Below are 14,427 nucleotides of genomic sequence, written 5' to 3' on the forward strand. Positions count from 1 at the left end.
GCCATCATGTTCAAGCGAAGCACCTTCAACCTTATAGGCGGCGCATCATGCGCCGCCTTGCTGCTCACCGGCTGCGCCAACCAGTTGCCACAGCGCAGCGAACACGAGGAACGCATCGAGCGAAAACTGCTCGATCACAGCCTGCAGATCGAAGTCGGCGAACCTCGCGTACTGGAGCTGCCACAACGCCGGGTGCGCGTGCATGAACAGAAATCCTTTGAGGTCACCGCTTTCGAAGTCACCCGCCGCTATGACCGCTACACCCCCTACCAGCCCTGGCGCGAGCTGTATGAGGTGCCCCTCGGTGCATTGGCGGTAGTCGGCGGTATCGGAGCCAATGTGCTCAATGTGGCCCTGCTCGGCAGCCTGCCGGACTCCGCCACCAAAGACTGGATCAGCTACGGCTTTGCCGGGCTCAATCCGGCCATGAACGTCGAGTCCAATGGCCGCTCCCAGCAGAACCTCGCCAGCCTCGAAGAGCGCCGCCAGGATGCCCGCACCGAATACTCCAGCCTGCCCTGGGCCGAACGTCCGGTACGGGTCAAGGCCGGCGAACAAGTACATGAACTGCTCACCGACCGTAACGGCATTCTGCGCCTCAACCTGCTCGACAGCCCCTTTGCCGAACAGGATGTCACCCGCATCAGCACCCTGCTGCTGAGCGTGGAGGACGACCAGGGCAGCGCCCGCGCCGACGCCTCGCTGATGGTCAGCCGTACCCTGCGCGGCAAGTTGCAGGAAGCCCACGATCTGATTTACGACGATCTGGAAGACGACGACATCGCGCAGTGGGTACACCGGGTCAAGCGCCTGTCCGAACTGGGCCTCGAGGAGGAGGCCAGCGAGCTGGAGCAGAGCCTGATCGAGCTGACGCGCAACGACCCCGAGCTGCAGCAGCTCTTCCTCAAGGCCCTGACCCAGGATGCCGGACGCCTGGTGGCCGACCCGGGTAACGACTGACACCCCATGGCCGCCCGCCTGCTGGTCGCACTGCTGAGCCTGCTGCTGTGCGTCGCCGCGCACGCCCAGGTGCGCCAGGCCGCCGAGCCCGAGCTGCGCGAGCTGCTGCAGCACACCGTGGCCCAGGCCGACAGTTTTCAGGACCGTTTCGACGCCGAGGTCTGGCTGCTGGACATGTCCACGCGCATGCGCCGCTATATTCCGGATGCCGAGGAACGCCTGAGTCTGCTGCGGCTCGTACATCGCGAGGCGAGCAAAGCCGACCTACGCCCCGATCTGGTGATTGCCCTGATCCACGCCGAAAGCCATTTCGATCGCTTCGCCATCTCCTCGGTCGGAGCCCAGGGCATGATGCAGGTGATGCCCTTCTGGAAAGCCGAGCTGGGTCGCCCCCAGGATAACCTGACCGACAACGCCACCAACCTGCGCTATGGCTGCACCATCCTCAGCTTCTATCTGCGCAAGGAAAACGGCGACCTGAACCGTGCCCTGGCGCGCTATAATGGCAGCCTGGGCAAACACAGCTACTCCGCCAAGGTGGTCGGTTTCTGGCACGACTTCTGGTACGTCAAACCCTGACCTCAGCGACGCACCAGAAAACCGGCAATGCCCTGCAGCGGCTGTTCATATAGCTCAAGGGTGGCAACTTCGGCCTGCTCCGGTCCCTGCTGCAGCCAGGTCGCCAACTCGCGCACAGCCTCCTCCTCGCCCTCGAACAGTGCCTCGACGCGGCCGTCATCCAGGTTGCGCACCCAGCCGGCAAGCTCCAGGCGCTCGGCCTGTTCGGCAGTCGCCTGGCGAAAGTACACGCCCTGTACCCGACCACTGACATAGGCATGCATACACAAGTGCGCCATGGCTTACTCCTCGGCCTTGAGGGCCAGCAGGCGGGCGTTCAGCCCCGCCGCGCTCTGCTCACCGAGCAGGCGTTCACGCATACGGCCCTGGTTATCGACGATATAGGTCACCGGCAGCACCTCGTTGCGGGGCAGCTCGTAGCGCGCCGCCGGGTCCTGCTCGAGCACGGTGAATTCGATCCCCAGGGCCTGCACGGCACGATTCAGCGCCTCGCCCTGCAAGCCATCGAAGTTGACCCCCAGCACCGTCACTGCCTGCGCCTCGTGCTGGCGCGCCAGGGCATTCAGTTCAGGGATCTCGGTGCGGCAGGGCCCGCACCACTCGGCCCAGTAATTAATCACTAACCACTGGCCATCGAGGCGCTCAGCCGCTACCTTTCGTCCATGCTGATCGACGCCCACATCCTCGGTGCAAGCCGCCAGAATCAGTGCCATGCCTATGCCTGCAACAGCACGAATGACCGTCTGGAACCGCATATCCATGCATTCACTCCCGCTTACCCAAGGTTGATATGACAATAGATGCCTTGCGTCTGGAAGTGCCAGACATCGTCGAAGAAAGCCCGGTCTCGCTCGCCGAACTCAACCAGCTGCTGGCCCAGGCCCGCGCGGAGAAGCAGGCCGTCGCATTGCAGCAGGTGCTCAGCCTGCTGCTGCGCTGCAACCGCAGCGCCATGACCTTACTTGAAAGGCAGCGCGCACTGCAAAGCTTCAGCGATGAATACCGCCACTACGCCAAGGCCTGCCAGGCCGACACCACGCCGCCGGCGCTGTTTGTGCACCTGTGCAGCGAGCTGGCCATGGGATTCAAGCGTCTGCTGCTGCAGATCCTCCAGGGCCGGCAACCCTCGCAGGCGCACCTGGCCTGGTGCCTGTATATGGCGCAGCACTTTCTCGGCCAGTGCCAGCTGCGCCATTACCAGCTGTACCAGGAACCGCCCCCGGGGCTATGGCGCGACAGCCACCTGCTGTACTGGGTTGGCGAACAGCAGAACTGCCTGGATGAGCCCATAGCTGCACCCTTTCAGCCCGCCCCGGCCAGCACCCTTCGCGGCCTCTACCAGCAGATGTTGTTGCTGGCCCTGAGCAACCCGTTTCACCTGGCCGAAGGCGAATGCCTGGTGCTGTTTGCCGCTCTTTCGCCCCTGGCAGGGCTGGCGCGCCTACTGCCATGGGACGACGAGGAAGGGGCCGAAGGTCCCGCTATCGACCTGACCGAGTCTTACCCCTGCCTGGGCCCTGAACAGGTCATCGACGGCGACCACGACACTCTGCGCCGCTTCGAACTGGGCGCACTGCTGGTAGCCCTGTATGAGCCGGCCCCACTGCAAAGCCACCAGGAACGAGCCGTACTCGAACGCGTCCAGCAGCACTGGCTGGGCCGCCAGCAACGCCGTCATCCGCGCGCCGAGCAAGCCAGCGAGTGCCGGCTGGTGGTGGGCCTGGTCAATATTCACGCGCAACTGCTGGAACAACGTCCGCTGCATGCGGCCGCGCAGATGCTCGATACCAGTCCTGGCGGCGCACGCCTGCTCTGCGACAAGGAACAGGCCGGGCAGCTCGCCGTCGGCCAACTGGTATTGCTGCTGACCGCCAGCGATACCCCGACCCTGGCGCTGGTGCGCTGGCGTCACCTCAATAGCCAGGGCCTGCACCTGGGCCTGCGCTACCTGAAAGGGCTGCCCCGCCCAGCCTGGCTAAGGCGCGCACCAAGCGCCCAGACCCACCCCGGCATCCTGCAGAGCACCCCGGCCCCCGGCAATGGCTGGCATCACGGCCTTTGGTTGCCCAACGGGCAATTTGTCGAAGGGGAAAATGTCTGGCTGCAATTGGCCAACGCCAATAACCAGCGGACACTGCCGCTGCCCACGATCAACCTGAGCACCAATGCAGTGACCCGTTACCCGCTGCAGCTGGCATAAACAACGGAAACTGCGAGAGCGGTCACGCTCAAACTCGGCCAAGCGCACAGTTTCGCCGGCGAGGCCACGCTTATAATTCTTCGAACTCGTGCTCGATACGATCTGTTATTAGCCTGGAAACGCAATCATGACCCAAGCCCACGACAAGCTGATTGGCCCGGTACCTTCCCAGATCGTCAACCTGGCCCGCTTGCAGGTCACGCCTTATGAAGGCCGCGTTGCCGAGTTCAACGTCGCCGCCTGGCTGCAGTTGCCCGGCCTGGCCAACCTGCCGGTTTCCCTGCTTATCAGCTACCTCGATGGCACCACCCGCCGTGAGGTGATGATCGATCACGGCAAGGTCAGCCAGCACAACAAGATCCTCCTCTCCGGCGTCGCTCGCCTGCCGGTGAAACAGAAGATCGAAGACATGCAGGTACGCCTGCGTTCGGCCGTCACCACGCAAAGCCTGGCGGTCGAAGAGCTCTTCGTCCAGGCCGTCGAACTGGCGCTAGCCAGCCCTCGCCGGGCCACTGCCTGAAGTGATACTGGCTCTGCCACCAACCCCGCGCATCGACGCGGGGTTTTGCATTCAGCCCGACACACCGCTTACCTGAGTAGCGTCCTGCACCTGGGTGCAAGCCTCGGCCTGCGCCTGCCCAGGGGGATCGCTCGGGGGTACCAGCGATTGCGGCCAACTCGAGAAACGCAAACCGGTAATCCGGTTAAGCCGCTCCAGCGCCTCTTGCGGGTCACGCAGGTACAGATGAATCACATTGCCTTTGCTGGCTGTCATAGCGCTCTTCGCACTCCATCAATCCCTGCCATGCTGGCAATCTGATTGCAATCAATCGAGTGATTGCCAGAAGCGTGCCAGCCTCCTTTACCGCGTTTAGCAGGCCGATGAAAAACGTAAGCGAGGCAGCCGAGACAAGGCAAAAACAGGCGAGGAAGCGGAGTTTACGAGTTGTAAATGAGCATTCCGAGCCTGTTTTTAACGCCGTATCGGCAACGCAGGTAGTTTTTCAACAGCCTGGTAGTGCATCCCCTCTTAACTGCGCGCTACCACAACCCCGACAGCGCGCCGCAAACTGACGTTTTTTGTCACCTACTCGACCGGCTCCGCTTCCGGGTGCAGCCAATGCGCGAGACTCTCGCCAAATAGCACCAGTTGTTCCTCATGCAGTTTTTCCAGCCCACTGCGCAATGCCGGATACCAGGGCTCGTCGAGCTGCTCGGGCAACTGCGCCAGACGCGGCAGCGGCCAGGGGCTGCGGCTGAGCAACTGGGCCAGGGTGTACTGACCGAGATCACGGCTCAACACCCAGGTGCCCGAACCGGTCGAGGCAATCAGCTGCTGCTGTTCGAGAAACTCCAGAACCTCCTCCCACTCATGTTCGGCCAGCATCCAGCCCTGGCGCTGCACATCGCGCAGGCGCACCTTGAAGCCCGACTGTTGACGCTCGTGGAATACCCGCAAGACTCCCAGTACGACCAGCAGGCGAGGTACCGCGCGTTTGCGCCACTGGTGCGAAGATCCCAGGTTGCACACCACCTCGGCACCGAACAGCACGATCAGCCAGGACACATAAATCCACAGCAGGAACAGCGGCACGGTGGCGAACGCGCCGTAGATCAGTTGATAACCCGGAAACAACCGCACATAGAGGCCGAACAGCATCTTCGCCACTTCGAACAGGACCGCGGCGAACAGGCCGCCCAGCAAGGCATGGCGCATCGGCACCTGAGCATTGGGCACCGTGGCATAGAGCAAGGTGAAGGCCGCTACGCTGAACAGCAGGGGCATGAACTTCAGCAGGGTTTGCACCCCAAGTAACGCATCGGGGCCGGAAATCAGCGAGAGCGAGGCGATATAGGTGCTGATGGCGAAGCCGCCGCCAAGCAGGATCGGCCCCATGCTGAGGATCGCCCAATACAGCAAAAAGCTCGACACGCCACGACGCGGCTGGCGTACGCGCCAGATAGTGTTAAAGGCCTTTTCGATGGTTACCAGCATCCAGAAGGCCGTCGCAGCCAGAATCACCACCCCGATCCAGGTCAGCTGGCGGGCCTGGGTAGTGAAGTCGCGCAGGTACTGCTGCAGGGTCTCCCCTGCCGAAGGCACGAAGTTGCGAAAGATAAAACTCTGGATCTGCTCGCCGGTGTCCTGAAAAGCCGGAATGGCCGACAGCATGGAGAAGGTCACGGTCATCATCGGCACCACGGCGAACAGCGTGGTGTAGGTCAAGGCCGCGGCATTGTTGGCACCCCGGTCGGCAAGAAAGCGCTGCAGCAGAAAACGCCAGAACTCCCACCAGTTGTTAATGCGCTGACGCATGCCCTCTCCTTAGCCACTTGCACCGCGACAACCCGCTTCAGACGAAGGCGCAGCTGCCGTAAGCGGTTAGAATAGCCGCCATCCACGGCAACAAGCGACCCGAATATGACCGACCTTACGCTCTACCATAATCCGCGCTGCTCAAAATCCCGGGCCGCCCTGCAGCTGCTCGAAGAACGCGGCCTGACGCCCAGCATTGTGCGCTACCTGGAAACGCCACCCGATATCGGCCAGTTGCAGACCCTGCTGCGCCAGCTCGGGATCGCCCCGCGCCAACTGCTGCGTAGCGGCGAAGACGCCTACCAGCAGCTCGGCCTGGCCAACCCGGCGCTGACCGACGCGCAGCTGATCGAGGCAATGAGCCAACACCCGAAACTGATTGAGCGGCCGATTCTGGTCGCCGGCGACAAGGCCGTGATCGGCCGGCCGCCGGAGAAAGTCCTGGAGGTACTGCCGTGAGCGCTCCCTATATCTTGGTCCTGTATTACAGCCGCCACGGTGCCACCGCCGAAATGGCCCGGCAGATTGCCCGCGGCGTGGAGATGGCCGGCCTGGAAGCGCGCCTGCGTACCGTCCCGGCCATCTCCAGCGAGTGCGAAGCAGTCGCGCCGCAGATCCCGGCAGAAGGCGCGCCCTACGCCAGCCTCGACGAACTGAAGAACTGCGCCGGCCTGGCTCTGGGCAGCCCGACCCGTTTCGGCAACATGGCCGCGCCGCTCAAGTATTTTCTCGACGGCAGCAGCAGCCTCTGGCTGACTGGCGGCCTGGTCGGCAAACCGGCCGGCGTGTTCACCTCCACCGCCAGCCTGCATGGCGGCCAGGAAACCACCCTGCTGTCGATGATGCTGCCACTGCTGCACCATGGCATGCTGATTACCGGCCTGCCCTATAGCGAAGCCGCGCTGCTGGAGACCCGTGGCGGCGGCACGCCCTACGGTGCCAGCCACCATGCCGGTGCCGATGGCAAACGCCCGCTGGACGAGCATGAAATAACCCTGTGCCGCGCCCTGGGCCAGCGCCTGGCGCAAACCGCAGAAAAACTGGAGAGCCGCCGTGGCTAAAACCCCCAAGCCCCTGCCGTCGCTGGAATGGCTCAAACCGCGCCTGGCCATCAGCCGTACCGCCAGCCTGCTCAGCTTCCTGGCCCTGACCCTGCTGCTGGTGGTGTGGAATCTGCAGTTCGCCGAGATACCAGGCACGCTGCTCTGGGTGATCCTGGCTTTTCAGCTGGCTCCCCTGCTGTTGCTGGCACCCGGGATATTCCTGGGCAACGCCCGCGCTCACGCCTGGGCCTGCTTTGTGGTCAACCTGTACTTTATCCAGGGCGTGCTGGCCGCCTTCGACCCCTCCAAGGCGCTCTATGGCTGGCTGCTGACGCTGCTCAGCTTCAGCCTGTTCTGCGCCGCCCTGATGTTCACTCGCTGGCGCTTCCAGTACGACCGCAAGTTGGCCGGCGAATAACTGCAAGCTGCATGAGTCAGCGAGCGGCCCGCGCGCTGACTGCATCAGGCTGTTACTGACGGCTTATGGCTTTGGCTTGCTGCCTATGGCAGGCCCTTACCAGCCCAGGGTTTCTTTCAGAAAGGGAATGGTCAGCTTGCGCTGGGCCTGCAGCGAGGCCTGGTCGAGGCGCTCGAGCAAGTCGAACAGCGCACTCATGCTGCGCTCGCCGCGGGTCAGGATAAAGCGCCCGACTTCATCGCTCAGGTGCAGGCCGCGGCGCGAGGCGCGCAACTGCAGGGCACGCAGCTTGTCCTCATCGGACAGTGACTGCAGCTGAAACACCAGCGCCAGGGTCAGGCGCGACTGCAGATCGGCCAGCTGCACCGGCAGCTCCCGCGGCGAGGCATTGGCCGCCAGCAGCAACCGCCGGCCACTGTCGCGCAGGCGGTTGAACAGATGAAACAGCGCCTCCTCCCAGTCGGCACGCCCGGCCACCGCATCCAGATTGTCCAGACAGACCAGCTCGCACTGCTCCAGGTTATCCAGCAGCGCCGGCCCGTACTCGACCACCTCGGCCAGTGGCAGATACACCGCCGGCTCGCCACGCTGCTCGAAACGCAGACAGGCCGCCTGCAACAGATGGCTGCAGCCCACACCGGCACCGCCCCAGAGATAGATCAGACTTTCCGTCCACCCCGCATCCGCTTCGCACAGACGCTCGACATAACCAAGCGCCGCAGCGTTGGCTCCGGGGTAGTAGTTGGCGAAGGTGGCGTCATCGCGTAAACGCACACCTAATGGCAGTTGGATGGGTGTCATACAGGCTGAGCGGTCCGTCGGAACCGCAGGGGGTCTCCATAAAGTCCGCAAAGTTTATAGCCTTCTTAGCGCTAAGTCATTGATGGATAAAGCGAGTCTTTACTGGCCGCAGCGCCCCTACCCGCCCGACTTCGGCCCCAGCCTGCCAACGCGGGGGATATGTGCGGCACTTTTTCAACACCGTTGCTAGACAGTTGCAGGGGTGATCAGTAGTTTCTAGCGGAATGGTGCAGTGCCCGGCACTCGGGCTTGTTCTATGTCGCTTTGCGCCCCCCCCGTGTCGCGTTTAGCGTTCGGGCTTATAGGCAATTCAAAAGCTTAGCGTGTGACAGGGAAGGTGATCAGACACCGGCTGGTGTGTTATGTGACAGCGATGCCGCCTAATTAATAGCTATAACTTGAAAATTAAAACACGCGGAATGCCGCCATGAAAAAATTATATTAACGTTACTGCTTGGCTTGTCCGGACGCACAAATTTAAACGACCTCAAGAAACTAAGAAAAACACTGGAACTCACCATAAATCAAGATGCTACTGGATGTTCAATCTCAAACAAGCCTGCTGTTTGCGTGGGCGTATGCCTTCCTACGCATTGGGCATAGCCTTGTACAGTCGCTGGTCAACAAAATCGAAATACGTTTCTTGCTTTTCGCCTTGTCCAATATCCCATTATTTGCGTTGACCTATATTGCAGTTATAGCACTCTTGAATACTCCAGGTGCCGCACAATCAGCTCTTCAGACAGCAAGGGATTATCAATGCGCAAAGCGATAGTGCAGGAAGAAACCACGGGATGCGGAATTGCATCAATTGCCAACATTCTGGGTAAACCGTACTCAGAGATGAAGGCCATAGCCAATTCCATGGGTATTTATGCGTCAGATAAATCGCTGTGGTCCGATACCCAGTATGTTAGACGCCTGTTGTCCAGTGCAGGCGTTCAAATCTCTCAAGACGAAGTTCCATTTGAGTCCTGGCAGGCATTGCCCGACCTGGCGTTATTGGCCATCAAGCATCATCAGGAGGAAGGTAAAGACTTCTGGCATTGGGTGGTATTCAAGCGTATGGATGGCCAAGCTTTTGTACTGGATTCTGCCAGCTATCTGCCATCCAATATCCGCCAGGATTTCGAGACTATGCAGCCCAAGTGGTTTATCGAGGTCAATACGGTTTAAGCTGCTCGTGGCGCTTACCGGACCGAGCTATAGCGCCGCGCAGACCGAAGGACTCAAACACGGGAAGGAAACCTTATGGCCGAGTATGTTGCTGAAGTTATTTGGACACGCAATGGGCAAGACTTTCTCGGCAATCGTTACAGCCGAGAACACATCCTCCGCTTTGATGGCGGTATAGACGTGCCGGGGTCTTCATCGCCGCATGTAGTACCCATCCCCATGTCGGTCGCAGCAGCGGTTGATCCCGAGGAAGCCTTCGTTTCCTCACTTTCAAGCTGTCACATGCTCTGGTTTCTCTCCATCGCAGCCAAACGGCGATTTTGCGTAGATCGCTACGCCGACAAAGCCATTGGCGTAATGGAGAAAAATCCAGACGGAAAACTGGCCATGACAGTCGTCACACTCAAACCCGCCGTGAGCTTCTCAGGTGAAAGAGTGCCGAACCGAGAACAGATCGAAAAAATGCACCATGAAGCACATCAAGAGTGTTTTATTGCCAACTCAGTAAAAACAGAAGTGCGTTGCGAGCCCGTCTATCTTGCCGTCTAACCAGTCGCCGCAAGGACGGACTGCCCCACAAAATATCACCTTGTCGATTTCGCAGAGTCTTGCTCGACTATCCGTTAGGGAATGCAGCTGCTTGGTTGTCGTGATTGCAGAGGCATACCCTTTACGAGGACGCACCTGGTGAACGCTATGCGCAAGTTGATCGTTGCCGAACACATAAGCCTGGATGGCGTTATTCAGTCCCTCGGCGCGCCTAACCGCGCTGTCAGCCTCTGCTGCGCAAATCAGTCTTCCGTTGTTGGCGCGCCATAGGTCTCGGACTGCTTGTAGAAAACATGCAGATGACGCACCAGCACCATGATCACCGCAGCCACTGGCAGGGCCAGGAGGATGCCGGTAAAGCCGAACAGCTGGCCGCCCGCCATGATGGCGAAGATCACCGCCACCGGGTGCAGGCCGATGCGATCCCCCACCAGCAGGGGAGTCAGCAGCATGCCTTCGAGCATCTGCCCGACCACAAACACTGCGGTAATGCCCAGCAGCGGGTAGAAATCCACGCCGAACTGGAACAGCCCGGCGGTCAGGGCCGCGCCGATGCCGACCACCACCCCCAGGTACGGCACGATACTGGCCAGGCCAGCCAGCACACCGATCAGCAGGCCCAGCTCCAGGCCGATCAGCATCAGACCGCTGGCGTACATCACGCCCAGCGCCAGCATCACCAGCAACTGGCCGCGCAGGAATGCGCCCAGCACCTCATGGCACTCGCTGAACAACTTCACCACCAGCCCTTCCCGACCGCGCGGCAGCAGATTGCGCAGCTTGGCCACCATCAGGTCCCAGTCGCGCATCAGGTAGAAGCTCACCACCGGGATCAGCATCAGGTTGGCCAGCCAGGCCAGCAGCGCCAGCCCCGAAGCGGTGGCCTTGGACAGCAGCATGCCAAGGATATCGGTGGTTTTATCCACCTGCCCGGAAAAGGCTTCCTTGAGTTTGTCGAAACGCCAGAAGCCTTCGTCCAGGCCGAGCTTGAGCTGCACCCAGGGCAGCGCCTGGTTCTGCAGCCAGTCGAGCATCTCGGGAGCCATTTCGTAGAGACGCATCAACTGCTTGCCCAGCATGGGTACCAGCACCAGCAGCAGAATGGCCATCACCAGGCCGATCAGCGCGAACACCACCACCACACCCCAGGTGCGCGAAAGCTTCCAGCGCTCGAAGCGATCCACCAGCGGGTCGCCCATATAGGCCAGCAGCACGCCGATCAGAAAGGGCGAGAGAATCGGATGCAGCAGATACAGCAACCAGCCCAGCAGCAACACCCCTGCTATCCATAACCACCGCTGAGATTCGATCATGCCGCGCTCTCCTTTAGCCAAACAGTCCAACCGGGGGGATGCCCGAACACGGGCGACCAGGGCGCAACGACAGAGCAACCCTGCCGCCGGCCGGGCTTAGGCCCGCAGTCTACCAGCGAAAGCGCAGTACATCAGTGCGCGGCAGAAGGCGTGGTGCGGGTTCGCCGGCGGCGGTAGCCGCATCGGATTCAGCGCTCGGAGCCGGCTCGGTGACCTCATGCAGCTGCGCCAAGGCCAGCTGGGCGCGCAGCTGTTCGGCACTGGCATTCACCTGGAAGGTCAGGGTTTCGCCCTGGACCCTGCTCAGCTGAGCGGCAAAGGGTTCGAGAAGCCGTTGCAGTTCGGCGTAACGCTTGAGGTCAACACCCTGTATTTCCAGAGTCAGACTGGTCGCGGCACCCGGTGTGACAAGAAAGCGCGGGGCCAGACGTTGACTGACGGCCAGCAGCAGCGCATCGGCCAGCGCCGCCTGATCAGCACCCTGGGCCTTGCCCTGCTCGCGCTCATCGCCGAGCCACAAGCGCCATTCGGCCTGCCATTGGCCGTCGGCCTCGCGGGCCAGCACGGCCAGCTGCGCATCTGCGGCATAGCGCTCCGAGGCCGAACGCAGGGTATCCGGCTCGCCCGCCAGAAGGTTCTCCGGGGTCGCCAGCAGTTGCTCCTCAAGATCGGCCAAGGGCAAACGCAGCGGCAAACCGCGGTACTGCGCCGCCTGGCGCAATACCTGGGCACTGCTCTGACCGTCGCCGACCAGGCTGCTGCCATCAGTGGCATCATTCAACCACCAGGCCAGAATCGCCGGGCGATTGGCCCCCCACAGGGCAAAACCGGCCTGGCGCAGCTCGCGCTCGGTGCTTGTCGAATCGAACTCGACCAGCAAGGCGTCGCCTTCATAGCCGTATTTGCTCACGACCTGCTGCGGCTCCTTGCGCAGCTGCGCCAGTGCCGGGCTTTGCGGCGCATCGGCCTTGCCGGTCAGACGCTGGATCAAGATATCCAGGGCGCGCCCCAGCGCCGCGTCGCGCTCTTCCGGCTGCTGGCTGGCGACCGGTTCGCGGACCTGATACAGATCGGCCATCGGCGCAGCCAGACCCGGCAGGCTGAACAGCGGCAAACACACAAGGAGCAGGCGAGCAGACAAGCGCATGGGAGATTCTCGACGGACGGAAAATGGCGCACGACGGTCTGGCAGGCCGCGCGCGAAGGCCTATACCTTAAACAGCCGCCCCAACGCCCGCAACCATCGCACCGCCCGGGTGGCCGCTGCCCGGCAAGCCTGATAAAATCGCGCGCCTTCGTAGACGGGCTGCACAGCAGCGCCGTTGCATACCCGAATTCCCTCCTTAAAGGCCTGGATCTATGAGCAAGCAACCCTCCATCAGCTACAAGGACGCAGGCGTGGATATCGACGCCGGCGAAGCCCTGGTCGAGCGCATCAAAAGCGTGGCCAAGCGCACCGCCCGTCCGGAAGTCATGGGTGGGCTGGGCGGCTTCGGCGCGCTGTGCGAGATCCCGGCCGGTTACAAGCAGCCGGTACTGGTGTCCGGCACCGACGGCGTGGGCACCAAGCTGCGCCTGGCGCTGAACCTGAACAAGCACGACAGCATCGGCCAGGACCTGGTCGCCATGTGCGTCAATGACCTGGTGGTCTGTGGTGCCGAGCCGCTGTTCTTCCTCGATTACTACGCCACCGGCAAGCTCAATGTCGACGTGGCTGCCACCGTTGTCACCGGCATCGGTGCCGGTTGCGAACTGGCTGGCTGCTCCCTGGTTGGCGGTGAAACCGCTGAAATGCCGGGTATGTACGAAGGCGAAGACTACGACCTGGCCGGCTTCTGCGTCGGCGTGGTGGAAAAGGCCGAAATCATCGACGGCTCGAAAGTCGCCACCGGTGATGCCCTGATCGCCCTGCCGTCCTCCGGCCCGCACTCCAACGGCTACTCGCTGATCCGCAAGATCATCGAAGTGTCGGGCACCGAAATCGAAACCACCCAGGTCGACGGCAAGCCGCTGACCGACCTGCTGATGGCCCCGACCCGCATCTATGTCAAGCCGCTGCTCAAGCTGATCAAGGACACTGGCGCAGTCAAAGCCATGGCCCATATCACCGGCGGCGGCCTGCTGGACAATATCCCGCGTGTACTGCCAAAAGGCGCACAGGCCGTGGTCGACGTGGCCAGCTGGACTCGCCCGGCGGTATTCGACTGGCTGCAGGAAAAAGGCAACGTCGATGAGCACGAGATGCACCGCGTACTCAACTGCGGCGTCGGCATGGTTATCTGCGTGGCGCAGGATCAGGTCGAGATCACCCTGCAAACCCTGACCGCCGCCGGCGAGCAGCCATGGGTAATCGGCCAGATCGGTGAAGCCGCCGAAGGTGCCGCCCAGGTCGTACTGAACAATCTGAAACAGCACTAATGTCGGCACAGTGCAATGTGGTGGTGCTGATCTCCGGCTCCGGCAGCAACCTGCAGGCGCTGATTGATAGCATCGCCCATGACGGCAATCCGGCTCGCATCGTCGCGGTGATTTCCAACCGCGCCGATGCCTACGGCCTGCAGCGTGCGCAAGATGCCGGCATCGCCACCCAGATCCTCGATCACAAGCAGTTCGACGGCCGCGAGGCCTTCGACGCCGCGCTGGTCGAGGCCATTGATGCGTTCGACCCGCAGCTCGTAGTACTGGCCGGCTTTATGCGCATCCTCACCCCCGGCTTCGTCCGTCATTACGCCGGCCGCCTGCTGAACATCCACCCCTCCCTGCTGCCCAAATACAAAGGCCTGCACACCCATCAACGGGCCCTGGAGGCCGGTGATCGCGAGCATGGCTGCAGCGTGCACTTCGTCACCGAGGAACTCGATGGTGGGCCACTGGTCGTACAGGCAGTAATACCGGTACAGTCGGACGACTCGCCAGAAAGCCTGGCGCAGCGGGTTCACACCCAGGAACACCTGATCTATCCGCTGGCCGTGACCTGGTTTGCCGAAGGTCGCCTGCACCTTGAAGCCCAGGGGGCAACGCTCGACGGACAGGCACTGCCAAGTACCGGCCAGATAATTCGAATCTAGGAG

The 14,427-nt window shown here is 61.9% G+C and carries 19 protein-coding genes; 12 read left to right on the forward strand and 7 right to left on the reverse strand.

Annotated features, from left to right (window positions below; all coding sequences use genetic code 11):
• Positions 1-6 precede the first annotated feature (6 nt).
• Positions 7-960, forward strand: coding sequence for a hypothetical protein (locus tag WMW70_RS11925; RefSeq protein WP_341437721.1), 954 nt, complete (start codon positions 7-9; stop codon positions 958-960).
• A gap of 6 nt (positions 961-966) precedes the next feature.
• Positions 967-1,539: a transglycosylase SLT domain-containing protein gene (locus WMW70_RS11930; RefSeq protein ID WP_341437722.1), complete on the forward strand. Its 573-nt coding sequence runs from the start codon at positions 967-969 to the stop codon at positions 1,537-1,539.
• Positions 1,540-1,541: 2 nt separating this feature from the next.
• Here the strand turns inward: WMW70_RS11930 and WMW70_RS11935 are convergent, their stop codons facing one another.
• Positions 1,542-1,817, reverse strand: coding sequence for an acylphosphatase (locus WMW70_RS11935; RefSeq protein WP_341437723.1), 276 nt, complete (start codon positions 1,815-1,817; stop codon positions 1,542-1,544).
• A gap of 3 nt (positions 1,818-1,820) precedes the next feature.
• Entirely contained in the window at positions 1,821-2,294 is a 474-nt protein-coding gene (locus tag WMW70_RS11940) for a TlpA disulfide reductase family protein (RefSeq protein WP_445942145.1), read from the reverse strand.
• A gap of 35 nt (positions 2,295-2,329) precedes the next feature.
• Here WMW70_RS11940 and WMW70_RS11945 point away from each other — a divergent pair, with 35 nt between their 5' ends.
• The gene (locus tag WMW70_RS11945) at positions 2,330-3,739 is read left to right on the forward strand and encodes a PilZ domain-containing protein (protein ID WP_341437725.1); all 1,410 of its coding nucleotides are present in this window, start codon (positions 2,330-2,332) and stop codon (positions 3,737-3,739) included.
• A gap of 127 nt (positions 3,740-3,866) precedes the next feature.
• The gene (locus tag WMW70_RS11950; protein ID WP_341437726.1) at positions 3,867-4,259 is read left to right on the forward strand and encodes a hypothetical protein; all 393 of its coding nucleotides are present in this window, start codon (positions 3,867-3,869) and stop codon (positions 4,257-4,259) included.
• A 51-nt stretch (positions 4,260-4,310) separates the two neighbouring features.
• Here WMW70_RS11950 and WMW70_RS11955 read toward each other — a convergent pair whose 3' ends face one another.
• Together WMW70_RS11955 and WMW70_RS11960 are read right to left on the reverse strand one after the other, a co-directional pair.
• Positions 4,311-4,514: a hypothetical protein gene (locus WMW70_RS11955; protein WP_341437727.1), complete on the reverse strand. Its 204-nt coding sequence runs from the start codon at positions 4,512-4,514 to the stop codon at positions 4,311-4,313.
• A gap of 312 nt (positions 4,515-4,826) precedes the next feature.
• On the reverse strand, positions 4,827-6,056 hold the full coding sequence (locus WMW70_RS11960) for a virulence factor BrkB family protein (protein WP_341437728.1): 1,230 nt from the start codon (positions 6,054-6,056) through the stop codon (positions 4,827-4,829).
• A gap of 105 nt (positions 6,057-6,161) precedes the next feature.
• Between WMW70_RS11960 and arsC the strand changes: the two genes are divergently transcribed.
• Genes arsC through WMW70_RS11975 form a run of 3 tightly spaced genes read left to right on the forward strand, consistent with a single transcriptional unit; the run spans position 6,162 to position 7,517 of the window.
• Positions 6,162-6,515 carry an arsenate reductase (glutaredoxin) gene (arsC, locus tag WMW70_RS11965; RefSeq protein WP_341437729.1) on the forward strand — a complete coding sequence of 118 codons (354 nt, stop codon included), beginning with the start codon at positions 6,162-6,164 and terminating at the stop codon, positions 6,513-6,515.
• Positions 6,512-7,117: an NAD(P)H:quinone oxidoreductase gene (gene wrbA, locus WMW70_RS11970; protein WP_341437730.1), complete on the forward strand. Its 606-nt coding sequence runs from the start codon at positions 6,512-6,514 to the stop codon at positions 7,115-7,117. Before arsC ends, wrbA begins: the two co-directional genes overlap by 4 nt.
• The gene (locus WMW70_RS11975) at positions 7,110-7,517 is read left to right on the forward strand and encodes a DUF2069 domain-containing protein (protein WP_325509194.1); all 408 of its coding nucleotides are present in this window, start codon (positions 7,110-7,112) and stop codon (positions 7,515-7,517) included. The genes wrbA and WMW70_RS11975 overlap by 8 nt, the downstream gene beginning before the upstream one ends.
• A 96-nt stretch (positions 7,518-7,613) precedes the next feature.
• Here WMW70_RS11975 and hda read toward each other — a convergent pair whose 3' ends face one another.
• Positions 7,614-8,318, reverse strand: a complete 705-nt coding sequence (gene hda, locus WMW70_RS11980; RefSeq protein WP_341437731.1) for a DnaA regulatory inactivator Hda — start codon at positions 8,316-8,318, stop codon at positions 7,614-7,616.
• 529 nt (positions 8,319-8,847) lie between these two features.
• On the opposite strand from hda, the gene WMW70_RS22125 reads away from it, so the two are divergent.
• The 3 genes from WMW70_RS22125 (at position 8,848) to WMW70_RS11990 (ending at position 10,043) form a co-directional block, all read left to right on the forward strand.
• The gene (locus WMW70_RS22125) at positions 8,848-9,093 is read left to right on the forward strand and encodes an MAPEG family protein (protein ID WP_445942139.1); all 246 of its coding nucleotides are present in this window, start codon (positions 8,848-8,850) and stop codon (positions 9,091-9,093) included.
• Positions 9,078-9,494, forward strand: a complete 417-nt coding sequence (locus WMW70_RS11985; protein WP_341437732.1) for a hypothetical protein — start codon at positions 9,078-9,080, stop codon at positions 9,492-9,494. The genes WMW70_RS22125 and WMW70_RS11985 overlap by 16 nt, the downstream gene beginning before the upstream one ends.
• A 75-nt stretch (positions 9,495-9,569) precedes the next feature.
• Positions 9,570-10,043 (forward strand): OsmC family protein, encoded by a 474-nt coding sequence (locus tag WMW70_RS11990; protein WP_341437733.1) that lies wholly within the window; start codon positions 9,570-9,572, stop codon positions 10,041-10,043.
• A 242-nt stretch (positions 10,044-10,285) separates the two neighbouring features.
• On the opposite strand, the gene WMW70_RS11995 is transcribed toward WMW70_RS11990, so the two are convergent.
• Both WMW70_RS11995 and WMW70_RS12000 read right to left on the reverse strand, forming a co-directional pair.
• Positions 10,286-11,356: an AI-2E family transporter gene (locus WMW70_RS11995; RefSeq protein ID WP_341437734.1), complete on the reverse strand. Its 1,071-nt coding sequence runs from the start codon at positions 11,354-11,356 to the stop codon at positions 10,286-10,288.
• A 109-nt stretch (positions 11,357-11,465) separates the two neighbouring features.
• Positions 11,466-12,503, reverse strand: a complete 1,038-nt coding sequence (locus tag WMW70_RS12000) for a DUF2066 domain-containing protein (protein WP_341437735.1) — start codon at positions 12,501-12,503, stop codon at positions 11,466-11,468.
• Between the two features lie 212 nt (positions 12,504-12,715).
• Between WMW70_RS12000 and purM the strand changes: the two genes are divergently transcribed.
• Positions 12,716-13,774 (forward strand): phosphoribosylformylglycinamidine cyclo-ligase, encoded by a 1,059-nt coding sequence (gene purM / locus WMW70_RS12005; protein ID WP_341437736.1) that lies wholly within the window; start codon positions 12,716-12,718, stop codon positions 13,772-13,774.
• Complete coding sequence (gene purN / locus WMW70_RS12010) at positions 13,774-14,424, forward strand: phosphoribosylglycinamide formyltransferase (RefSeq protein WP_341437737.1); 651 nt, start codon at positions 13,774-13,776, stop codon at positions 14,422-14,424. Before purM ends, purN begins: the two co-directional genes overlap by 1 nt.
• The last annotated feature ends 3 nt before the right edge of the window (positions 14,425-14,427 follow it).

The sequence above is a fragment of the Pseudomonas sp. XK-1 genome (assembly GCF_038069885.1).
Taxonomy (GTDB): Bacteria; Pseudomonadota; Gammaproteobacteria; order Pseudomonadales; family Pseudomonadaceae; genus Aquipseudomonas.